The organism is Neorhizobium turbinariae (assembly GCF_023223505.1).
Lineage (GTDB): Bacteria > Pseudomonadota > Alphaproteobacteria > Rhizobiales > Rhizobiaceae > Neorhizobium > Neorhizobium turbinariae.
In genome coordinates, this window is sequence record NZ_JALPRY010000012.1 from 157,892 (window position 1) to 177,354 (window position 19,463).

Here is a 19,463-nt window from a genome sequence, read left to right on the forward strand (position 1 = left end):
CATTGCCGAACGTGAATGCTTCGGTTAAGATCGAAGTATGAAGGAAGGCCCGGACATCGCCCGTATCGGCACATTGATTGGCGACCCCGCCCGCGCCAACATGCTCACCGCATTGATGGGTGGCCAGGCGCTGACCGCAACGGAGCTGGCGCAAGCGGCCAGCGTCTCGCTGCAGACCGCAAGTTCGCACCTCTCCAAGCTGCAGGACGGCGGGCTGATCACCCAACGCAAGCAGGGCCGGCACAGGTATTTTGCCCTGGCGGATTCGGCGGCAGGCAGCCTGCTCGAAAGCATCATGGGTTTTGCCGCCAGCCGTGGACACCTGCGCCAACGGCCGGGTCCCAAGGATCCGGCTCTGCGCAAGGCGCGCGTCTGCTACGATCACCTTGCCGGAGACTACGGCGTACGGATCCTTGACAGCTTCATCGCCCGGGAAGTGATCGAAACGGATGGCGAGAACCTGGCGGTGACGAGTAGCGGACGGCAGGCCATCAGCGAGCTCGGCATAGACCTGGAGAAGCTTGCGCCAAGTCGCAGGCCACTCTGCAAGTCATGCCTCGATTGGAGCGAAAGGCGGTCGCATCTCGCCGGCACGCTCGGCAAGGCGCTGTTCCAGCACTTCCTCGACAACGGCTGGGCGCGGCGCAGCAGCGAAAGCCGTGCAGTGCTGTTCACGCCCGAAGGCGAACGTCGCTTCCTTTCGCTGTTTCCCCTCTAGAACCGGCCCCTCGCCCCGCTACCAGCAGCCATGCAGGACTGTCGATTGAGCTTTGGCGGCCGGCGGTATAAGAGGCCCGTGACCAATTTCCAGGACAAGGCATCTTCCATGAGCGGTTTCGACCTCATCATCTTCGACTGTGACGGCGTGCTCGTCGATTCCGAAATCATTGCGGCCCAGGTCGAATCCCGGCTGCTGACGGAGGCGGGTTATCCGATCAGCGTCGAGGAAATGGGCGAGCGCTTTGCCGGCATGACCTGGAAGAACATCCTGCTGCAGGTGGAAAAGGAAGCGAACATCCCGCTGTCGGCCTCGCTGCTGGACAAGTCGGAAAAGCTGCTCGACGCAAGGCTGGCGCGAGACGTGAAGATCATTGACGGCGTCAAGTTCGCGCTGTCGCGGCTCACCACCCCGCGCTGCATCTGCTCGAACTCAAGCTCGCACCGCCTCGACATGATGCTGGAAAAGGTCGGCTTGAAGCCATATTTCGCGCCGCATGTGTTTTCCGCCAAGGATCTCGGCGCCGATCGCGTGAAACCGAAGCCGGACATCTTCCTGCATGGTGCAAAGCAGTTCGGCGTGTCACCGGACAAGTGCCTGGTGGTCGAGGATTCGGTGCACGGCATCCATGGTGCAAGGGCGGCCGGCATGCGCGTCGTCGGCTTTACCGGCGCGTCACATACCTATCCCAGCCATGCCGACCGGCTGACCGATGCCGGCGCCGAAACCGTGATTTCGCGCATGAGCGACCTGCCGGCGGTGGTTTCCGCGCTGGTGGAATGGGAAGGCGCGCTCTGACCGCGGTCAGAAATCGACGCTGAAATTGGCCTTGAGCGCATGAACGGCGAGATCGCCGGCGAACTCGCCGCTATAGGTGAACTTCAATCGTGCGGTTCTCGACAATTGCGCGCTGACGCCCGCCTCAACGACGGCGCTGTCGCGCGCCAGGGTCACGCCTTCGATCATGAACGGGCTTGCGCCTGCGAAGGCTAGCGCCGTTGATGGCGCCAGGTCACCGACGCCACGGCGCCATCCGAACATGCCGGAGAAGGTCGCCGGAAGTTCACCCGGAATATCAGCCGACCAGCGCAGGCCAAGCGTCGCAAGGCCAATCCCCTCGCTGCCGCCCCGTCCGGTCAAGGCCGCTGCGCCACCGCTTTCGGTAAAGCGGTCGGTATCGAGGTGGATATAAGCGAGATTGGCAAAGGGCTGCAGCACGACATCGCCAGCCGGTACGGTCCAGGCGAGATCGCCAAACACCTGCGCCGTGCGGCTGTCGTAATTGGCCTTCAGGCGATCGGAGAAGTTACCGAAATCGATGGAGCGGTCCGTCGAGACCTGATTCCAGGCATAAAGCGCGCCGCCTGTGAAGGTCAGCGGCTGCCAGTCGGCAACGGCGTAGAGGCCGGCATGGTAGCTCTCGACATCTGCCTCGCGCCCTGCCCAAGTTTGGCTGTAGCCCAAGAGACCGCCAAGTCGAAGACGATCAACAACTTCGCCATCCGCACCTGCCACCAAGCCACCGGTCCGGCCGGTAAAGCCAGAGGCATTGCCGTCGCTCCCGAAACGGGAGGTGGCGCCGAAAGTCGCGAACCACAGGCTGCCACCGCCAAGTTCAACTGTTGGCGCAGCACCGGTAGCGCGGTCGATGATCGTGCCGCGCAGGAAGCGGCTATCCTGGAACAGCGCGCTCTTCAGTGATGCATGGGTCTCGCCGCTGAGCTGGCTGAAGGCCGTACGGGCGGTGCCGGCGTCGAGCGGCAGGATCGAACTGAACAGCGGATTGGCAGGGTCCAGCGCCTCGACTGCAGCGGCGGTGGAGCGGCCATTGGCGGTATCGGCGACATCGGCAAAGGCGACACTATTGCGCTCGATTTCGAGCGAAACGTCGCCTGCCCCATAGGTCACCGTGGGAGACAGGAAGGCGAGATCAGTCGTCACCGCGTCAAATTCGCCAGAAACGCTGCTGCCGGTCAGCAGAGTGTAGATCGTGGTCGGCGCGTAGCTGCCGCTTGCGGCGAGGATTTGGAGCGTGCCACCGTCGATGGTCACGGCGCCGGTTGCGTCAATGCGATCGGAGAGACCCGAAGGATCGATATCGGCGCGGTAGGTGGAGTCAGCCTCGAAGGTGACGTCACCGGTAACGCTGATCGTCGCGAAACCCGGTCCCGGCGAAACGACGCCCCCTGCCCCGACGGTCAGCCCGCCGGTGGACCCCGTGCCCGCCAGGATGCCGCCGGTATAGATCGCGACCGTGCCCGAGACCGTGCCGTCGTTCACCAGCGTGCCGCCTGTTACGGTGGCTGCGCCCGTAATCGTGCCAGTGTTGGCAAAACCGCCGCCCGTAATGGTGAGTGAGGCCATTGTCCCGTCGTTCGAGCCCGCACCGGCATTGCTCACGGCACCGGCGTTACCGGCGGAATTGTTAACGAAGGTGCCGCCTGCCGCGACGTCCACGTCCGCCATCGCCGAATTGTTCGTCACCGTGCCGCCGGTGACGGTGGTGGTTCCGGTGATGGTGCCGCCCGCATTGTTGCTGAAGGTGCCACCGGTATTCGTCAGTGCCGCGACCGTCCCGGCATTCGAGGCGGTGCCGGCATTGGTGACGACACTGGCCGTCGCGCCGAGATTGTTGACGAATTCAGCGGCCTCCGCAACGTCGACATCCGTCACTACGAAGTTGTTGGTGACCGTGCCCCCCGTGACCGTGGTCGTGCCCGTGAGGGTACCGCCGTTGTTGTTGGTGAACGATCCGCCGGTATTATCGAGCGAGGCGATCGTGCCGCCGTTCGAGCTTGTCCCGGCATTGGTGACCGCTCCGGCAGTTGCACCCGCATTGTTGATGAAGGCGGCGGCTTCCGCGACGTCGACATCCGTCACCAAGAAGTTGTTGGTGACCGTGCCACCGGCGACAGTCGTGTTGCCGGTGATGGTCCCGCCCGAGCCGTTGGTGAATGAACCGCTGGTATTGTTGAGCGAGGAGACGCTGCCGGCGTTGGATGCCGTCCCTGCATTCGTCACGGCGCCGGCAGATGCGCCGCTGTTGTTGGTGAAGATGCCGGCGGAGCCGACATCGATGGCATTCAGCGCACCGTTGTTGGTCAGGGATCCGTTCTCGACACCGGTCGTACCCGTCACGGTGGCCGTCGCATTGTTGGTGACGATGCCGCCCGACGTGATGCCGAGATCCCGGAGCGTCCCGTTGTTGGTGAGGGTGCCGCCGTTGATCCCGGCCTGGCCGTCGACAGTGCCATCGTTGATGAAGGTGCCGCCGGAGCCGTTCACATCGCCAGTCAACGTGCCGGAGACGCCAAGATAACCGCCCGTCAAGCCGACATTGGAGTTCAATTCGCCACCGGTCGAAACCTCGACGCGGCCCGTGCCGGAGATCTGGGTGCCATCCGAGACGGTCAGGTCTGCATCAACCTTCAGCGTGCCGCCGGAGACATCAAGCGTGCGCACTTCGGCGCTGCTGCCGGCGATGGGCGTACCGGACGGAATGACCGCGGCATCACCGGCGCCGGGCGCCGCCGGGGCAGTATCCCAGTTGGTGCCATCGGAAAAATCACTGCCGCCGGCGCCGGTCCAAGTGGATTGCGCCACGGCCGTCAAGGGAGGAAGGACAGCGAGCGACAGGAGCGCGGAATAAAGGCGCAGCCGTGGTCTCGCGCCCGATTCCTTCGCCTCAGCCATTGCTTCATTCCCTAACGTCAGAAGACGCCGAGGGCTCGAAGCCCTCCGCGATATATTCGTCAGGGTAGGAATTTATGGTTAATCAGGCTTTAACGCCGCGCGTTAATGCGGCGTCAAGCCAACCATCAGCCGCGGCGGTTCGGGCGCTTGGTCGTGGTGCCGGTGTCGAAGCCAAGGCGAACGCGGGTGAAGCGCGAGGCGCCACCCTGGCTGTTCGGGATCTGCACGTCCGGCTTGTTGAAGATGAACTGCGTGGCACCGGCTGGAATATCCACCGGGAAGGCAACCTTCTGGGAGGAAACGACGGTGTCGCCATCCAGCACTTCGACCAGGACCGGCAGCGTCACGGGACCGGGTGATCCAGCCGGGCCCTGCACGAGACGGCCCTGCGCGACCACGTTGATCGTCATGGTGGTTTCGTTTGCCGTGCACTGGCGCGTCGCATCGACGAGCGAGGCCTGGTAGAGAAGCTTTTCCGGGGTCTTTTCGCCACCGCGGGCATAAGCCTGGTAGATCGCCGTCTGCTCAAGCATGACGACCTGCGGGCAATAGGCCTGGACAACGGGGGTTGCGGCCGGCTGGGCGGATGCCTGGGCCGTGGGGGCAAGACCTTCGGTTGGGGAAGAAGAGTTGCAGCCTGCAAGAGCCGCTACCAGGGAAACCGCCAGAAGACCACGCGAAAACTTGCCAGACACGCTACTCAACCCTCTTCCATCCCAGTGATGACCTTCGATACGGTCATGGTTCTTGGCGAACCGGAGCGTCATAATCCGGTCTTTCACCGCCCATTTCGATGGTCTATATCAGCGGCGCGAATAAAAATCGATTGGGGATTGAAGGTCGTGGACTACATTTCTACCCGGGGCGAAGCTCCAGCCCTCGGATTTCGTGATGCGCTTCTGGCGGGCCTTGCCCGGGACGGCGGTCTTTATGTGCCTCGTGAATGGCCGACCCTCTCGAAGAAGGAGATCCGCGGCTTCCGCGGCAAGTCGTACCAGGACGTCGCTTTTGAAGTCCTGAAGCATTTCGTGGACGGCGAGATCCCCGACGACAAGCTCAAGGACATGATCAGCGAAGCCTATGCCACCTTCCGGCACCCGGCCGTGGCGCCGCTCGTGCAGGTCGGGCCGAACGACTTCGTGCTTGAGCTCTTCCATGGCACGACGCTGGCGTTCAAGGACGTTGCCATGCAGTTGCTTGCGCGGCTGATGGACTACGTGCTTGCCGAGCGCGGCGAACGGGCAACCATCGTCGGGGCCACCTCGGGCGATACCGGTGGCGCGGCGATCGATGCCTTCGCGGGCCGCGAGCGCACCGACATCTTCATCCTTTTCCCGCATGGCAAGGTGTCCCCTGTCCAGCAGCGCCAGATGACGACCTCGAAGGCCGGCAACGTCCATGCGCTCGCCATCGAGGGTAATTTCGACGACTGCCAGAACCTCGTAAAGGAGATGTTCAACGACGTCGCCTTCCGCGAGCGCGTCAGCCTGTCGGGCGTCAACTCCATCAACTGGGCGCGCATCATGGCGCAGGTGGTCTATTACTTCACCTCGGCCGTGGCGCTCGGCGCACCGGACCGCAAGGTCTCCTTCACCGTGCCGACCGGCAATTTCGGCGACATCTTCGCTGGCTATGTGGCGAAGAAAATGGGCCTGCCGATCGACCGGCTGGTGATTGCCACCAACGACAACGACATCCTGGCGCGCACGCTGAAGACCGGCCGTTACGAGATGAAGGGCGTCAAGGCGACGACTTCGCCCTCCATGGACATCCAGATCTCGTCCAACTTCGAACGCCTGCTGTTTGAATCCTACGGTCGCGATGCCGCCGCCGTGCGCTCGTCCATGGCGAGCCTGAAACAGTCTGGCGCCTTCGAGATCAAGCCGGACACGCTGAAGGCGATCAAGCGCGAGTTCCGCGCCGGCCGCGCCACCGAACGCCAAGTTGCCGCGACCATTCGCGAAACGCTCGACGCCACCGGCTACCTTCTCGACCCCCATACGGCCACCGGTGTCTTCGTGGCGCAGAAGAACGCCCGCCCGCTGAGCCCGATGGTGACGCTTGCTACCGCGCATCCGGCCAAATTCCCGGCCGCGGTAAAATCCGCTTGCGGAATTGATCCACCCCTTCCATCATGGCTTGCTGATCTTATGCAAAGGGAGGAGCGCTTCGATATCTTGGAGCCTGAGCTTAAGGCCGTCGAGTCCTTCATCGACCAGCATGCCCGCGCTTGAGTGCTAAGTATCGGCGGCGCCGGAAAGAAAAGATATGACTGTAGAAATCACTCGGCTCGCCTCCGGCCTGACTGTCGTCACCGAAAACATGCCGCATCTGGAGAGCGTCGCGCTGGGTGTCTGGATCAAGTCGGGATCGCGCAACGAGACGGAAGATGAGCACGGCATCGCCCATCTTCTGGAACACATGGCCTTCAAGGGCACCAGTCGCCGAAGCGCCCGCGACATCGCCGAAGAGATCGAAAACGTCGGCGGCGAACTCAACGCCGCCACCTCGACCGAAACCACTTCCTATTATGCCCGCGTCCTGAAAGACCATGTGCCGCTGGCCGTCGATATCCTGGCCGACATCCTCACCGAGTCGGAATTCGACGAGGAGGAACTGCGCCGCGAAAAACACGTGATCCTGCAGGAAATCGGCGCGGCAAACGACACGCCGGACGACGTGATCTTCGACCGCTTCTCCGAGGTCGCCTACCGCGACCAGACGCTCGGGCGCCCGATTCTGGGAACGCCGGAAACTGTGAAGAGCTTCACGCCGAACCAGATCCGCAACTACCTGTCCCGCAACTACACCACCGACCGCATGTTCGTGGTGGCCGCCGGCGCCGTTGATCACGATGCTTTCGTGAAGCAGGTGGAAACGCGGTTCGCCAAGCTGCCGACCAAGCCGAGCGCCCAGCCGGTCCTTGATGTCGCCCGTTATGTCGGCGGCGAGGTCCGCGAGGTCCGCGACCTCATGGATGCGCAGGTGCTGATCGGCTTTGAGGGCAAGGCCTACCACATGCGCGACTTCTATTGTTCGCAGCTTCTGGCGAACATCCTGGGCGGCGGCATGTCCTCGCGCCTCTTCCAGGAAGTGCGCGAAAACCGTGGCCTCTGCTACTCGGTTTACGCTTTCCACTGGGGTTTCTCCGATACGGGCATCTTCGGCATCCATGCCGCGACCGGCGCCGATGACCTTCCGAAACTCGTGCCGGTGATCCTCGATGAACTGCGCAAGTGCTCGGAAACGGTGCACCAGCAGGAAATCGACCGGGCCCGCGCCCAGATCCGCGCCCAGCTTCTGATGGGACAGGAAAGCCCGGCCGCACGCGCCGGACAGATCGCCCGGCAGATGATGCTCTATGGCCGCCCGATCCCCAATGACGAGATGATGGAGCGGCTCGCAGGGCTCACCACCGAGCGCCTGACGGACCTTGCCGGACGGCTGTTTTTCGATACAGTTCCGACATTGTCAGCGGTCGGTCCGATCGAACAACTGGCGCCATTGGCGGAGATTACCGCAGCGCTGTCTTCGCCGGGCATCGAGACCAAGAAGGCTGCCGGTTAATCCGGCAACACCTGCCCGGAGCGCAGCAGAATGTCGAAGTCGGTGTTTCGGTTTCTTTCGCGACAGCCGGAAACGCCCGAGCTTCTTGGCGAAAACCATCTGCTCCGCCTCCCCCGTTATGGCGACTACAAGCAGTGGCAGCGGCTGCGCTCCGAAAGCCGCAACTTCCTGCAGCCGTGGGAGCCGATCTGGCGCAGTGACGAGCTGACCGAAAGCGCCTTTCGCGCCCGTGTCGTGCGCAGCGGCCAGGAATATTCCTCCGGGCTCGCCGTACCGCTTCTTGTCTTCCGGCGAGAGGATGAGATCCTCGTTGGGGGACTGACGATCGGCTACATCCGCCGCGGTGCTGCACAGAGTTGCATGATCGGATACTGGATGGGCGAGCGATATGCCGGTCAGGGCCATATGTTGGCCGCATTGCAGGTGGCTATCCCCTACATCTATACCGGACTTCAGTTGCACCGGATCGAGGCAGCCTGTATTCCGGAAAACTGGAAAAGCATCCGGCTTCTCGAGAAGGCCGGCTTCGAACGGGAAGGTCTTTTGCGCAAATACCTCAAAATCAATGGCGAATGGCGCGATCACGTGATGTTCTCCCGCTTGTCCGAAGACGGTGATCCGAGGAAGCTCCAAAAGCCATGACCATGCGCAGATCCCGCCTTGCATCGCTGGTTCGCCTGTTTCCAGCGATCGTCGTCATTCTTTTGCCGTTGATTGCGCTGCTCGCACCTTCGAGCACATCGGCCGCAGAGCCGGTTAAAATCTCCCGGGACGACACGGCGCTCGATCTTACCCGCACCACCGACATCTACACCAACCAGGGCGAGGCCTTTCAGGTCTCGACCGCCGCCGGTTCGGACGGCATTCGCCGGCGTATCGAAGTGCGCGCAAGCTCGCCTGGCCACCAGGGCGACTGGGCCGTTTTTGCGCTCTCCAACGTCTCCGAAGAACAGCTGGAACGGGTGATTGTCGCGCCGCATTTTCGGCTGGTGAACTCCAAGATGTTCTGGCCGGACCTCGGGTCGCAGCGCATCATCTCGATCACGCCGTCGGAAGGTTTCGCGCTGGACCGCGAGCCGAGCCCGGATGCCGACGTCTTCAGCATCACGCTCAATCCCGGCGCGACCATTACCTTTGTTGCCGAACTCACGTCGCCGTCACTGCCGCAGATCTATCTCTGGCAGCCGGACGCCTACAAGGACACGGTCAACGCCTTTACGCTTTATCGCGGCATCGTGCTCGGCATCGCCGGCTTGCTTGCCGTGTTCCTGACCATCCTTTTCGTGGTCAAGGGCACCTCGATGCTGCCGGCCGCGGCGGCGCTCGCCTGGGCGGTGCTCGCCTATATCTGCGTCGATTTCGGTTTCCTCGACAAGCTCATCACCATCACCTCGAGCGACCAGCGCATCTGGCGGGCGGGCGCGGAAGTGGCGCTCGCCTCCTCATTGGTGATCTTCCTCTTCACCTACCTGAACCTCAACCGCTGGCACGTGCACCTTGGTTACGCGACGCTCGCCTGGATCGTCGGGCTGGTGCTGCTTGGCGGTGTCGCGGTTTATGATCCGTCCGTCGCCTCCGGCATCGCGCGCATCTCCTTTGCGCTGACGGGTACGGCGGGCATCCTGCTCATCATCTATCTCGGCTTCAACCGCTACGATCGGGCGATCCTGCTCGTGCCGACCTGGGCACTGATCCTGGTGTGGCTGTTCGGCGGCTGGCTGACCGTGATGGGCAAGCTCGACAACGACATCATCCAGCCGGCGCTCGGCGGTGGCCTCGTGCTGATCGTGCTCCTGATCGGCTTCACCGTCATGCAGCATGCCTTTGCCGGCGGCGCCTACCAGCAGGGGCTGTTCTCGGATCTCGAGCGGCAATCGCTGGCGCTGACCGGCAGCGGCGACACGGTCTGGGATTGGGACGTGGCGCGCGACCGCGTCGTCACCACACCGGATATCTCGCTACGGCTCGGCCTTGCGCCAGGCTCCATGGACGGCGCGGTACGCAACTGGGTGCCGCGGCTGCATCCGGATGACCGGGACCGTTTCCGGGCGACGCTCGACGTGTTGCTTGAGCATCGCCGCGGCCGCCTGCACCACGAATTCCGGGTGCGTGCCGAGGATGGTCATTTCCACTGGCTGCAGATTCGCGCGCGTCCGGTGCTTGGCTCGAACGGCGAAATCATTCGCTGCGTCGGCACCATCGTTGACGTGACCGAACAGAAGAATTCCGTCGAGCGGCTGCTGCAGGATGCCCTGCACGACAACCTCACCGGCCTGCCGAACCGCCAGCTTTTCCTTGACCGTCTGCAGGCCGTGCTGGCCCTCGCACCGGGTGGCGAGACCGTTCGCCCGACGGTGATGTCGGTCGATATCGACCGCTACAAGCAGGTGAACGACAGCCTCGGCATTGCTGCCGGCGACAATATCCTCATCGCGCTGACGCGGCGCCTGCGCCGCCTGCTGAAGCCGCAGGATACGCTTGCGCGGCTCGCCGGCGACCAATTCGGCCTGATCCTGGTTTCGGAACGCGATCCAGCCAAGGTTGCGGAGTTCGCCGACGCCGTCTCCAAGGCGATCATGGTGCCGATCAATTTCGCCAACCGCGAGATCATCCTTACCGCCTCGATCGGCCTTGCCTCCTGGGTGGACCAGCAGGAAAGCGCTGTCGGCATGCTGGCCGATGCGGAACTTGCCATGTATCGCGCCAAGCGCAGCGGCGGCAATCGAGTCGAACCTTTCCGCCCTGCCTTCCGCTCCGCCGGAACCGACAAGCTGCAGATCGAGACCGATCTTCGCCGCGCCATCGAGCGCAAGGAACTGTCGCTCGCCTACCAGCCAATCATCCGGCTGAAGGACGGCGAGATCGCCGGCTTCGAAGCACTGATGCGCTGGGACCACCCGAAGCGCGGGCCAATTCCGCCATCGGAATTTATCCCCATCGCGGAAACTTCTGATCTCATCGGACCGCTCGGGCTGTTTGCCATGGACCGGGCCGCAACCGACCTGATGAACTGGCAGCGGCAGACGGGTGATCTTCCCGTCTTCGTATCGGTCAATCTCTCGAGCGCCCAGCTTCTCAACGCCGATCTCTACAATGACGTGCGAACGCTGCTGCAGAAGACGCAGATCGACCCGCACCAGTTGAAGCTGGAACTGACTGAATCCCTGATGATGGAAAACCCGGAACAGGCGCGGCTTGTTCTTGGAAAGCTGAAGGAAACGGGCTTGAGCCTTGCGCTCGACGATTTCGGCACCGGCTACTCATCGCTCGCCTGCCTCACGCAGTTCCCGTTCGATACGATCAAGCTCGACAAGGAACTGGTCGGCGGCGGTGCGGAAAAGCGCACGATCCTGCTGCGCTCGGTCATCGCCATGGCCCGCGCGCTCGACATGACCGTGGTGGCGGAGGGCATCGAGACCGACGACGATGCGGCAGATCTCGCCAAAATGGGTTGCCATTTCGGCCAGAGCTTCCTGTTCGGCCCGCCCGCCCCGGCCGATGCAGTCATCAAGCTCCTGAAGGAGCGCTTTCCGCTGACGAAGCGGGCGTGACCGCTCCCGGCGCCTGATGCGCCGAATGGATCAGTTGGTGGATGAACTCAAGCTTCTCCACCACCGCCGGCGTCAGGATGAAGGGATAAAGGTCCGGGACACCCATGGACCGGTGCAGGCTGTTGATCGCCACGCTGAACGGGATCCAGGCCGAGACAAGCTGCTCGGCGCTCTTTGCATTATACGGGTTGAAGGCGACCTCGGCGGCAAGCTCCTCATGCCGGCGCGGCTCGATCGACATGCCGTAGGCGCGCGCCGTCTCCAGTGTATCAACGATGTGGAGATAGTGCGCGAAGCTTTCGGCGAAATCTTCCCAGGGATGGGTGCTGGCATAGGTGCTGATATGGAACTGCTGCCACTCCGGCGGCGGGCCTTCTTCATAGTTGCGCCGTAGCGCCTCACCGTAATCAGCCTGCTCGTCGCCGAAGACGGCGCGGAATTCTTCGATCTTGCCGCCGTCGCGCACCAGCTTGTCCCAGATGTAATGTCCGGTCTCGTGCCGGAAGTGCCCGAGCATCGTGCGGTACGGCTCGTTCATCGAGACCCGAACCTGCTCGCGCGTCAGGTCATCGGCTTCGGCCGCACGAATGGCAATGAGGCCGTCTTCGTAGCCTGTCATCGCGGGCACGACCGAGCCATCCTCCTTGACCTCGTCGACGAGGAAATCGAACACCAGGCCGCCTTCCGGATCCTCTTCCCGGTTGGTGCGCGGCAGGTTCCAGCGCATCAGGGAATAAAAGAGATGCCGCTGCGCCTGGCTGATGCGCCGCCACTGACTGAGCCCCTCCTCCGTCGATGCATCGGGCACGAGGCGATTGTGGCGGCAGGCTGGGCAGAACGGGTTCGGATCATCGGCAAGAACCGTCCAGTTGCAGACGTCCATGGCCGCGTTTGCGCAAAGCCGCACCTTGTGCTCCGGCTTGGCGATGAGATGCCATGTGCCCTCCGCCCCGTCCTCCTGTTCCAGCGCATGCATGGCAAGCTGTTCGGGAACGAAGGCAAGCCGATGACCGCAGTTCACGCAGGAGCGGTTGTCGAAAAAGATCGGTTGGCCGCAATGATCACAGTCGTAGAGGCGCATCGGTGAGATCCATTCTGGCTTGCCCATACAGAAAACCTGCTCCAGCCGAACCGGAACAGGTTTTTGAAAGAGAATGCAGTTGTGACCGTTAGGCGCGGTCTACAACATCCTTGGCGGCCTGCTTCAGATTGCCCTTGGCCTGCTGTGCGTGACCCTTGGCTTCCTGGCCGGCACCCTTTGCCTTCAGGCTGTGGTCGTCGGTCATGTCGCCTGCAGCCTGCTTGACCTTGCCAGCCAGTTCATTGGCCTTCCCGGACATCTTGTCGCTGGTGCTTCCCATAACGTAACTCCTCATTTTTGCGGCGCTTTCTCGCGCCTTGCCAGAAGAGAACGCGGGTCCGGAGTCTTCGTTCCGCTCTTGTCGAAATAAGCGTTGGGTCGCGTCAGGCGTGGCCAGCTTCACTGGAGAGCATCTCCGGGCTGACGCCAAGGAGAGCCAGCGCCCGCTCGTATTTCTCCTCGAGAGCAGTGTCGAAAATCAGCTCATCCGTCGACGGGCAGTTGAGCCAGCCATTGGCGGCAATTTCCATCTCCAGCTGTCCGGGGCCCCATCCGGCATAACCGAGCAGCATGGTCGCGCGTGCCGGGCCACGCCCGTCGCAGATAGCGCGGATGACATCCAGCGTTGCCGTTAATGAAATATCCTCGCTCACCGGCACGGAGGACTCGCTGGTGAAGTCATCCGAATGAAGCACGAAGCCACGACCGGTTTCCACCGGACCACCGGCAAGGATCGGAATGTCGCGGGTTGGCTGAGGCAGCATGATCGTGTCTGCCTCCTCCATGAGCTTCAGGTGCAGGAGGACGTCCGTAAAGGAGATTTCCTGGGCGCGATTGATGATGAAGCCCATCGCGCCGGCATCGGAATGGGCGCAGATATAGACCACTGCGCGCGCAAAATTGCCGTCCTGCATGCCGGGCATGGCAATGAGGAACTGGCCGTCCAGGAAGCCGCGCTCCCTATCGTGCTTGAGGGTCGACAAAACCATACTGCCTCCGGCCACGCTCGCTGCCTCTACTCTTTATTCATCAAGCTTATATCAAAAAACGATAATGGACATGGGGCACCCGACATATCCAATCAACGGAATATGATTGCGATGGTTGCGTCGTGACTCGCCTCGGCCTGCCTCTTGCGTTACATGCAACGCAATGACGCACTCCTGGTTGAAAAACCTCATGAAACTGGCGCCCGCCGCCCTCGTCGCCGGTTCTCTTGGCTTGGCCGGCGTTTGCCATGCGGAAATTTCACCCTGGGCCACCAATGAAGGCGGGCGGATGCGCATCGTCGCCATGCCGCCGGAGCCCGACGGGACAGTGCGCGGCGCGTTGCAGATCGAGCCGCGGCCCGGCTGGATCACCTATTGGCGTGAGCCGGGTGATGCGGGCATTCCGCCGCAGATCATGCTGCCCGAGGCGGATGGTGCGACACTGACGCGTGTCTCCTACCCGGTTCCGAAGCGGATCGACAATGGCGAGCTTCGCGATCTTGGCTACGACCATCCGGTATCGCTGCCGTTCGAGCTCAAGGTGCGCCAACCCGGCCAGCCCCTGGACCTGACGGCGTCGGCATTCGTCGGCCTCTGCCGCAATATCTGCATTCCGTTCCAGGCGGATTTTACGCTGAAGCTTGAGGCCGTGGGCGGCACGCCGGTGCAGGAAGCGATGATCCTCAACGCCGCCGCGTCCAAGATCCCTGAAGCGCCGTCCGACGAGTTCGCAGTCGCCGACCATTCCATCAGCGAGAACAACGACGTGCTGTCGCTGAAGCTCAAGTTGCCGCCGGGTTCGACCACGCCGCCGCAGGTGATCGTGACGGGACCGGAAGGGCATGTGCTGTTTGATGGTCAGAACGCCACCCAGGACGGCGACAGCTATTCGCTCGACATGCCGGTCGGCAAGCTGCCCAAGAACTACGACATCAAGGGCAAGCAATGGGGCGTGCTGGTGATTGCCGGCAAGCGCGCCATGGAAAGCTCGCTCAGCTTCCGCTAAGCCAGCTTGCCTTGCATGGGAGCCGCATTATAGTCCCCTCACCCTGCCGGACCGATACCGCGTCCGCACAACCGAGGAGAGCCTGATGACGATTGCAGTCGGCGACAAACTGCCTGCCGCCACCTTCAAAGAAAAGACCGCCGACGGCCCGGTCGAGATCACCACGTCGCAGCTCTTCGACGGCAAGAAGGTCATTCTCTTTGCCGTGCCGGGCGCGTTCACGCCGACCTGCACGCTGAACCACCTGCCGGGCTTCCTGGAAAACCGCGATGCGTTTCTTGCCAAGGGAATCGATGACATTGCCGTTGTTGCCGTAAACGACTGGCACGTGATGGGGGCCTGGGCGCAGCATACCGGCGGCATGGGCAAGATCCACTTCCTCGCCGACTGGGACGGTGCCTTCACCAAGGCTCTCGGCCTGGATGCCGACCTTTCCGGCGGCGGGCTCGGCGTGCGCTCCAAGCGTTATTCCATGCTGGTCGAAAACGGCGTGGTGAAGTCGCTAAACGTCGAGGAAAGCCCGGGCCAGGCAACGGTTTCCGGCGCCGCAGCTATGCTTGAAGCGCTCTGACGTCTCTGCAGTGTTGATTTGAGAGCGCCTGCGGGCGCTCTTTTCATATCTCCAGGTCGAACACCAGAAGACCGGAAACGCCACCATCGGCGGAGGCAACGATCCGTTCGCCAACCGCAAGGTGATCAGGGTGGACGAGATAGGCGTCACGCGACTCTGGGCTGTCGAAGGTGACGATGAAGCCATCGCGGAAACCGCCGTCCAGGCCTTCGCGGGAGATGTTCGGACCGTATTTGATGTCGAGGATGCCGGGCGTGACCTCCTTGAGGGCGACGATCGCGTCATAGAGCGACTGCTTGTCGGCAGCCTGCAGCGACGACTTGAACCGTGCGAAGACGCAATGCAGGATCATGTGACCTCCCAACCCTCTCTCGATCGACACGCAGAAACTAGCGCCACAGCTGCGAAGTGCAAGCCGCCGTCACGCAAGCTGCTAGATGGCGATCCCGCTACTTCTTCTTGAACGGCGCCATGCCGAGCCGCGCCAGTTCATCGGCACGTTCGTTTTCAGGGTGGCCGGCATGACCCTTGACCCAATGGAGCGTCACCTTGTGGCGGTTGCGCGCTTCTTCCAACTGCTGCCAGAGCTCGACATTCTTCACCGGCTTGTTGTCAGCGGTCTTCCAGCCCTTCTTCTTCCAGCCAAAGATCCACTTGGTAATGCCGTCCTTGACGTAGGAACTGTCGGTGTAAAGCTCGACTTCGCAGGGCGTCTTCAGCGCATTGAGCGCCTGGATGGCCGCCATCAACTCCATCTGGTTATTGGTGGTTTCCGCCTCGCCGCCGAACAACTCTTTCTCGGTCTCCCCGTAGCGCAGGATCGCACCCCAGCCACCGGGACCGGGATTGCCCGAGCAGGCGCCATCGGTGAAGATTTCGACCTGTTTCATGCAGACAATCCATATTCAGTGGCGGAACGTACCTGGCGGTGGAACCGCAGCTTGCGCAGATATTCGAGCGGGTCCTTCTTCACGACAAGCGCGCCGGCCGGCGTTGTCAGCCAGTCGTAAAGGCGGGTCAGGAAGAACCGCAGCGCCGAACCCCTTGCGAGAACCGGGAGTGCTGCGACTTCATCCGGGGAAAGCGGCCGGACGCTCGCGTAGCCGTCCAGCATCGCGCTTCCCTTGGTCACGTTATAGGAGCCATCCTTCTCGAAGCACCAGGCGTTGAGGCAGATCGCCACATCGTAAGCCAGCAGGTCATTGCAGGCGAAATAGAAGTCGATCAGGCCCGAAAGGTTGTCGCCGAGGAAAAAGACGTTGTCCTGGAAAAGATCCGCATGGATGACGCCGGCCGGAAGATCCTTCGGCCAATGAGCCTCGAGATATTCGAGTTCCGCGGTCACCTCGTCCTGCAGCCCCGTTTCCACCTCGTCGGCGCGATCGGCAGACTTGGCCCAGAGCGTTTTCCAACCCTCGAGCGACAGCGCGTTAGGGCGGACGATCTCGAAGCCCTCGCCCGCCAGATGCATTTCAGCGAGTGCGCGTCCGACCTCGCGGCAATGCCGAGCCTCGGGCTTGCGCAGCCACATGCCCTCCAAAAAGGAGATCAATGCGGCCGGGCGGCCGGAAAGCTCGCCGAGCAACTGCCCGTCGCGGCGCGGCAGAGGCAGCGGGCAGGACAGCCCCTTGGCGGAAAGATGCTGCATCAGGCCAAGGAAGAACGGCAGATCTGCCTTCTCCACGCGCTTTTCATAAAGCGTCAGGATCAACGGATCTCGCGTGGTGTGGAGCAGGAAGTTCGAGTTCTCGACCCCTTCGGCGATGCCCTTGTAGGAGGTCAGTTCGCCGACGTCATATTCGGTCAGAAAACGCTTCAGGTCGTCTTCGGTAATGTCAGTGTAAACGGCCAAGATCTATCCCGCGATGTGTCAGCCGCAGACGCGGCACTCCGCCTCTTCCTAACCGCTCGCCATCGCCTCCGCTAGGGCCGAAGACCGCAGATCGGAGGCGTGATTCACAGGATCAGTCAGGTCAGGCTGGGACGCTCTTGCGGCCGTTGACCCATTCCATGTCTTCGTGCGTCAGAGGAACGTCGCGCAGCTCGCGGTTGACGAGGAAGTTTTCGGTTTCCTCGGCGGTGATCGCAAGCTCGATCTGCGCATCGAAGCGTTCCTTGAACGCCGCGATGATCTCATCGACGATGACTTCCGGCGCAGACGCTCCGGCGGAGATGCCGAGCGTACGGACCGGGCCGATCTCGTCCCAGTTCAGTTCGGCCGCGCGCTGCACCAGCAGCGAGCGCTTGGCGCCGGCCCGCAGCGCGACTTCCACCAGCCGCTTCGAGTTCGAGGAATTCGGTGCGCCGACCACGAGGAAAAGGTCACAGCCGGGGGCTGCTTCCTTCACCGCCACCTGCCGGTTGGTGGTCGCGTAACAAATGGAATCGGCCGCCGGTGCCATCAGGTTCGGAAAGCGCTCCTGAAGCTTGGCGATCACGCCAGCCGTATCATCCACCGAAAGCGTCGTCTGGGTCACGTAACCGAGATTGTCAGGGTCAGGCGGCATATAGGCTTCCGCATCGGCGATGGTATCGACGAGCGATACGGAGCCCGGCGGCAGTTGCCCCATGGTGCCGATCACTTCCGGATGGCCGGCATGGCCGATGAGCACCACATGGCGGCCGAGCCGCTGGTGGCGCATGGCCTGCTTGTGGACCTTCGAAACCAACGGGCATGTGGCGTCGAGGTAAAACAGATTACGCGCCTGCGCATCTTCCGGAACCGACTTCGGCACACCGTGGGCGGAGAAGACTACCGGTTGCTGGCGATGTTCTTCCGGGATCTCGTTAAGTTCCTCGATGAAGATCGCACCCTTGGCTTCCAGCCCCTCCACCACATAGCGGTTGTGGACGATCTCGTGGCGCACATAAACCGGCGCGCCATAGGCCTTCAGCGCCAGCACGACGATCTGGATCGCGCGGTCGACGCCGGCGCAGAAGCCACGCGGGCCACAGAGACGGATCGTCAGCGGGCTTTTGTCGGAAACGGGAAATGCCATCAATCAGAACGCCAGAAGGGTCAGGACAAGAGCGATCATGGCGGGACCGCCCTGAACAAGCAGGATGCGCGGCTTGACCGACCATGCGCCATATATAGCGGCTACAATCACGCACACAAGGAAGAAGAGTTTCAACTGATAGGCGATGGCGGGATCCGGATGCAGCAGCGACCAGACAAGGCCGGCGGCGAGGAACCCGTTGTAGAGGCCCTGGTTGGCAGCGAGCACCTTTGTCGCAGCCGCCTGCTCGGCCGACATGCGGAAGGTCTTGCGGCCAAACGGCTTTGTCCAGAAAAACATCTCGAGGACGAGGAAACCGAGGTGGAGAAGCGCTGTCAACGCCACGAAGAAAGTTGCCAGGATCGCCATGCCTCACCCCCTATTGAGGTGGCGAGCATAACCTGCTCCTCAACGCGGCACCATTACCCTTACGCTGTTACCCTTGGCGATGTCAGCCCTGGCTTCGCCGGCCGCGAAACCACATGCCGATGACCACCGCCACCAAGGCTGCCGCCAGGCCATACCAGGTAACGGCATATTGCAGGTGGCTGTTCGGCAGGTCGAACTGCGTGACGCCGCCACGTGGCCAGCCGCCGGCGTTTTCCACCGAGGCGTCAACATCAACGAAGAACGGCAGCACCTGCGATGCCTCCAGCCCCGTCGTCGACACCATGGCCGACAGATCCTTCCAGTAGAAGATGTTCTTCCCGAGGTCATTATCCGGCACGATGGCCGAGGGCTTCTCGTCCAGCCGCGTACGGGCAAAACCGGTGACGGTCTGCACGCCTGACACTTCGCCCGCCTCGCGCGTCGAGCGGTCCTTCATCTCATAGGGCACGAAGCCGCGGTTGACGAAGAGCACCCGCCCGTCTGCCAAGGTCATCGGGGTGTAAACATAGAAGCCGGTCTGGCCCTGGAACGTCGCGAAGAAGTGCCGCTCCTTGTCGTGGTCAAAGGTCCCCGTCACCGAGACCCGTCGGTATTCGATGTCGCCGCCGTCACGCTCGATTGCCTCGACCTCGGCCAACGGGACCGGGTCTGCCGCGCGACGCTCGGCAATATCGGCCAGCAGCGCCTCCTTCCAGTGGAGGCGCTCCACCTGCCAGGTGCCGAGCGACAGCAAGACCGCCAGCGTGACGAGGATGCCGACAACCGTTGCAACGGTACGTACCGTGCTGCGCGGCCGGCCGGTGCTTATTTCTTCGTGCTGCGGCGTCGTGGCCATGGTCAAATCCCGCTTGAAACGCAGAAGGGCGGCTTTCGCCGCCCCTCCTCATGAAATGCCTGG

19 protein-coding genes are annotated in these 19,463 nt (G+C 62.4%); 8 read left to right on the forward strand and 11 right to left on the reverse strand.

Annotated features, from left to right (window positions below; all coding sequences use genetic code 11):
* The first annotated feature begins 37 nt into the window (after window positions 1-37).
* A complete protein-coding gene (locus M0654_RS11525) occupies window positions 38-718 on the forward strand; it encodes an ArsR/SmtB family transcription factor (protein ID WP_248683216.1) in 681 nt (226 codons plus the stop codon).
* 108 nt (window positions 719-826) lie between these two features.
* Window positions 827-1,516 (forward strand): HAD family hydrolase, encoded by a 690-nt coding sequence (locus M0654_RS11530; protein ID WP_118851446.1) that lies wholly within the window; start codon window positions 827-829, stop codon window positions 1,514-1,516.
* 6 nt (window positions 1,517-1,522) lie between these two features.
* Here the strand turns inward: M0654_RS11530 and M0654_RS11535 are convergent, their stop codons facing one another.
* The gene (locus M0654_RS11535; protein WP_248683217.1) at window positions 1,523-4,411 is read right to left on the reverse strand and encodes an autotransporter outer membrane beta-barrel domain-containing protein; all 2,889 of its coding nucleotides are present in this window, start codon (window positions 4,409-4,411) and stop codon (window positions 1,523-1,525) included.
* 125 nt (window positions 4,412-4,536) lie between these two features.
* The gene (locus M0654_RS11540) at window positions 4,537-5,106 is read right to left on the reverse strand and encodes a PilZ domain-containing protein (protein ID WP_248683357.1); all 570 of its coding nucleotides are present in this window, start codon (window positions 5,104-5,106) and stop codon (window positions 4,537-4,539) included.
* Between the two features lie 147 nt (window positions 5,107-5,253).
* Here M0654_RS11540 and thrC point away from each other — a divergent pair, with 147 nt between their 5' ends.
* The 4 genes from thrC to M0654_RS11560 are packed head-to-tail and all read left to right on the forward strand — an operon-like array spanning window position 5,254 to window position 11,529.
* The gene (gene thrC / locus M0654_RS11545) at window positions 5,254-6,645 is read left to right on the forward strand and encodes a threonine synthase (RefSeq protein WP_248683218.1); all 1,392 of its coding nucleotides are present in this window, start codon (window positions 5,254-5,256) and stop codon (window positions 6,643-6,645) included.
* Between the two features lie 34 nt (window positions 6,646-6,679).
* Window positions 6,680-7,978, forward strand: a complete 1,299-nt coding sequence (locus tag M0654_RS11550) for a M16 family metallopeptidase (RefSeq protein WP_118848893.1) — start codon at window positions 6,680-6,682, stop codon at window positions 7,976-7,978.
* Between the two features lie 30 nt (window positions 7,979-8,008).
* Window positions 8,009-8,620: a GNAT family N-acetyltransferase gene (locus M0654_RS11555; protein WP_118848892.1), complete on the forward strand. Its 612-nt coding sequence runs from the start codon at window positions 8,009-8,011 to the stop codon at window positions 8,618-8,620.
* Between the two features lie 47 nt (window positions 8,621-8,667).
* Window positions 8,668-11,529, forward strand: a complete 2,862-nt coding sequence (locus M0654_RS11560; protein ID WP_390920157.1) for an EAL domain-containing protein — start codon at window positions 8,668-8,670, stop codon at window positions 11,527-11,529.
* Here M0654_RS11560 and M0654_RS11565 read toward each other — a convergent pair.
* The 3 genes from M0654_RS11565 to M0654_RS11575 all read right to left on the reverse strand — a co-directional run bounded on the left by M0654_RS11565 (window position 11,486) and on the right by M0654_RS11575 (window position 13,599).
* Window positions 11,486-12,610, reverse strand: a complete 1,125-nt coding sequence (locus tag M0654_RS11565) for a zinc-binding metallopeptidase family protein (protein WP_248683358.1) — start codon at window positions 12,608-12,610, stop codon at window positions 11,486-11,488. The genes M0654_RS11560 and M0654_RS11565 overlap by 44 nt on opposite strands.
* 88 nt (window positions 12,611-12,698) lie before the next feature.
* Entirely contained in the window at window positions 12,699-12,890 is a 192-nt protein-coding gene (locus tag M0654_RS11570; protein ID WP_118848890.1) for a CsbD family protein, read from the reverse strand.
* Window positions 12,891-12,993: 103 nt separating this feature from the next.
* A complete protein-coding gene (locus M0654_RS11575) occupies window positions 12,994-13,599 on the reverse strand; it encodes a YqgE/AlgH family protein (RefSeq protein ID WP_118848889.1) in 606 nt (201 codons plus the stop codon).
* A 190-nt stretch (window positions 13,600-13,789) separates the two neighbouring features.
* Between M0654_RS11575 and M0654_RS11580 the strand changes: the two genes are divergently transcribed.
* Together M0654_RS11580 and M0654_RS11585 are read left to right on the forward strand one after the other, a co-directional pair.
* Complete coding sequence (locus M0654_RS11580) at window positions 13,790-14,605, forward strand: protein-disulfide reductase DsbD domain-containing protein (RefSeq protein ID WP_248683220.1); 816 nt, start codon at window positions 13,790-13,792, stop codon at window positions 14,603-14,605.
* 85 nt (window positions 14,606-14,690) lie between these two features.
* Window positions 14,691-15,176, forward strand: a complete 486-nt coding sequence (locus M0654_RS11585) for a peroxiredoxin (RefSeq protein WP_118848887.1) — start codon at window positions 14,691-14,693, stop codon at window positions 15,174-15,176.
* Between the two features lie 43 nt (window positions 15,177-15,219).
* Here the strand turns inward: M0654_RS11585 and M0654_RS11590 are convergent, their stop codons facing one another.
* The 6 genes from M0654_RS11590 to M0654_RS11615 all read right to left on the reverse strand — a co-directional run bounded on the left by M0654_RS11590 (window position 15,220) and on the right by M0654_RS11615 (window position 19,400).
* Entirely contained in the window at window positions 15,220-15,528 is a 309-nt protein-coding gene (locus M0654_RS11590; RefSeq protein WP_118848886.1) for a Dabb family protein, read from the reverse strand.
* 97 nt (window positions 15,529-15,625) lie between these two features.
* Entirely contained in the window at window positions 15,626-16,066 is a 441-nt protein-coding gene (gene rnhA, locus M0654_RS11595; protein WP_248683221.1) for a ribonuclease HI, read from the reverse strand.
* Entirely contained in the window at window positions 16,063-17,028 is a 966-nt protein-coding gene (locus M0654_RS11600; RefSeq protein ID WP_248683222.1) for a homoserine kinase, read from the reverse strand. The genes rnhA and M0654_RS11600 overlap by 4 nt, the downstream gene beginning before the upstream one ends.
* A 121-nt stretch (window positions 17,029-17,149) precedes the next feature.
* Complete coding sequence (gene ispH, locus M0654_RS11605) at window positions 17,150-18,175, reverse strand: 4-hydroxy-3-methylbut-2-enyl diphosphate reductase (protein ID WP_248683223.1); 1,026 nt, start codon at window positions 18,173-18,175, stop codon at window positions 17,150-17,152.
* Between the two features lie 3 nt (window positions 18,176-18,178).
* Window positions 18,179-18,544 (reverse strand): DUF1304 domain-containing protein, encoded by a 366-nt coding sequence (locus tag M0654_RS11610; RefSeq protein WP_248683224.1) that lies wholly within the window; start codon window positions 18,542-18,544, stop codon window positions 18,179-18,181.
* Between the two features lie 82 nt (window positions 18,545-18,626).
* Entirely contained in the window at window positions 18,627-19,400 is a 774-nt protein-coding gene (locus M0654_RS11615; RefSeq protein ID WP_248683225.1) for an SURF1 family protein, read from the reverse strand.
* Window positions 19,401-19,463 lie beyond the last annotated feature (63 nt).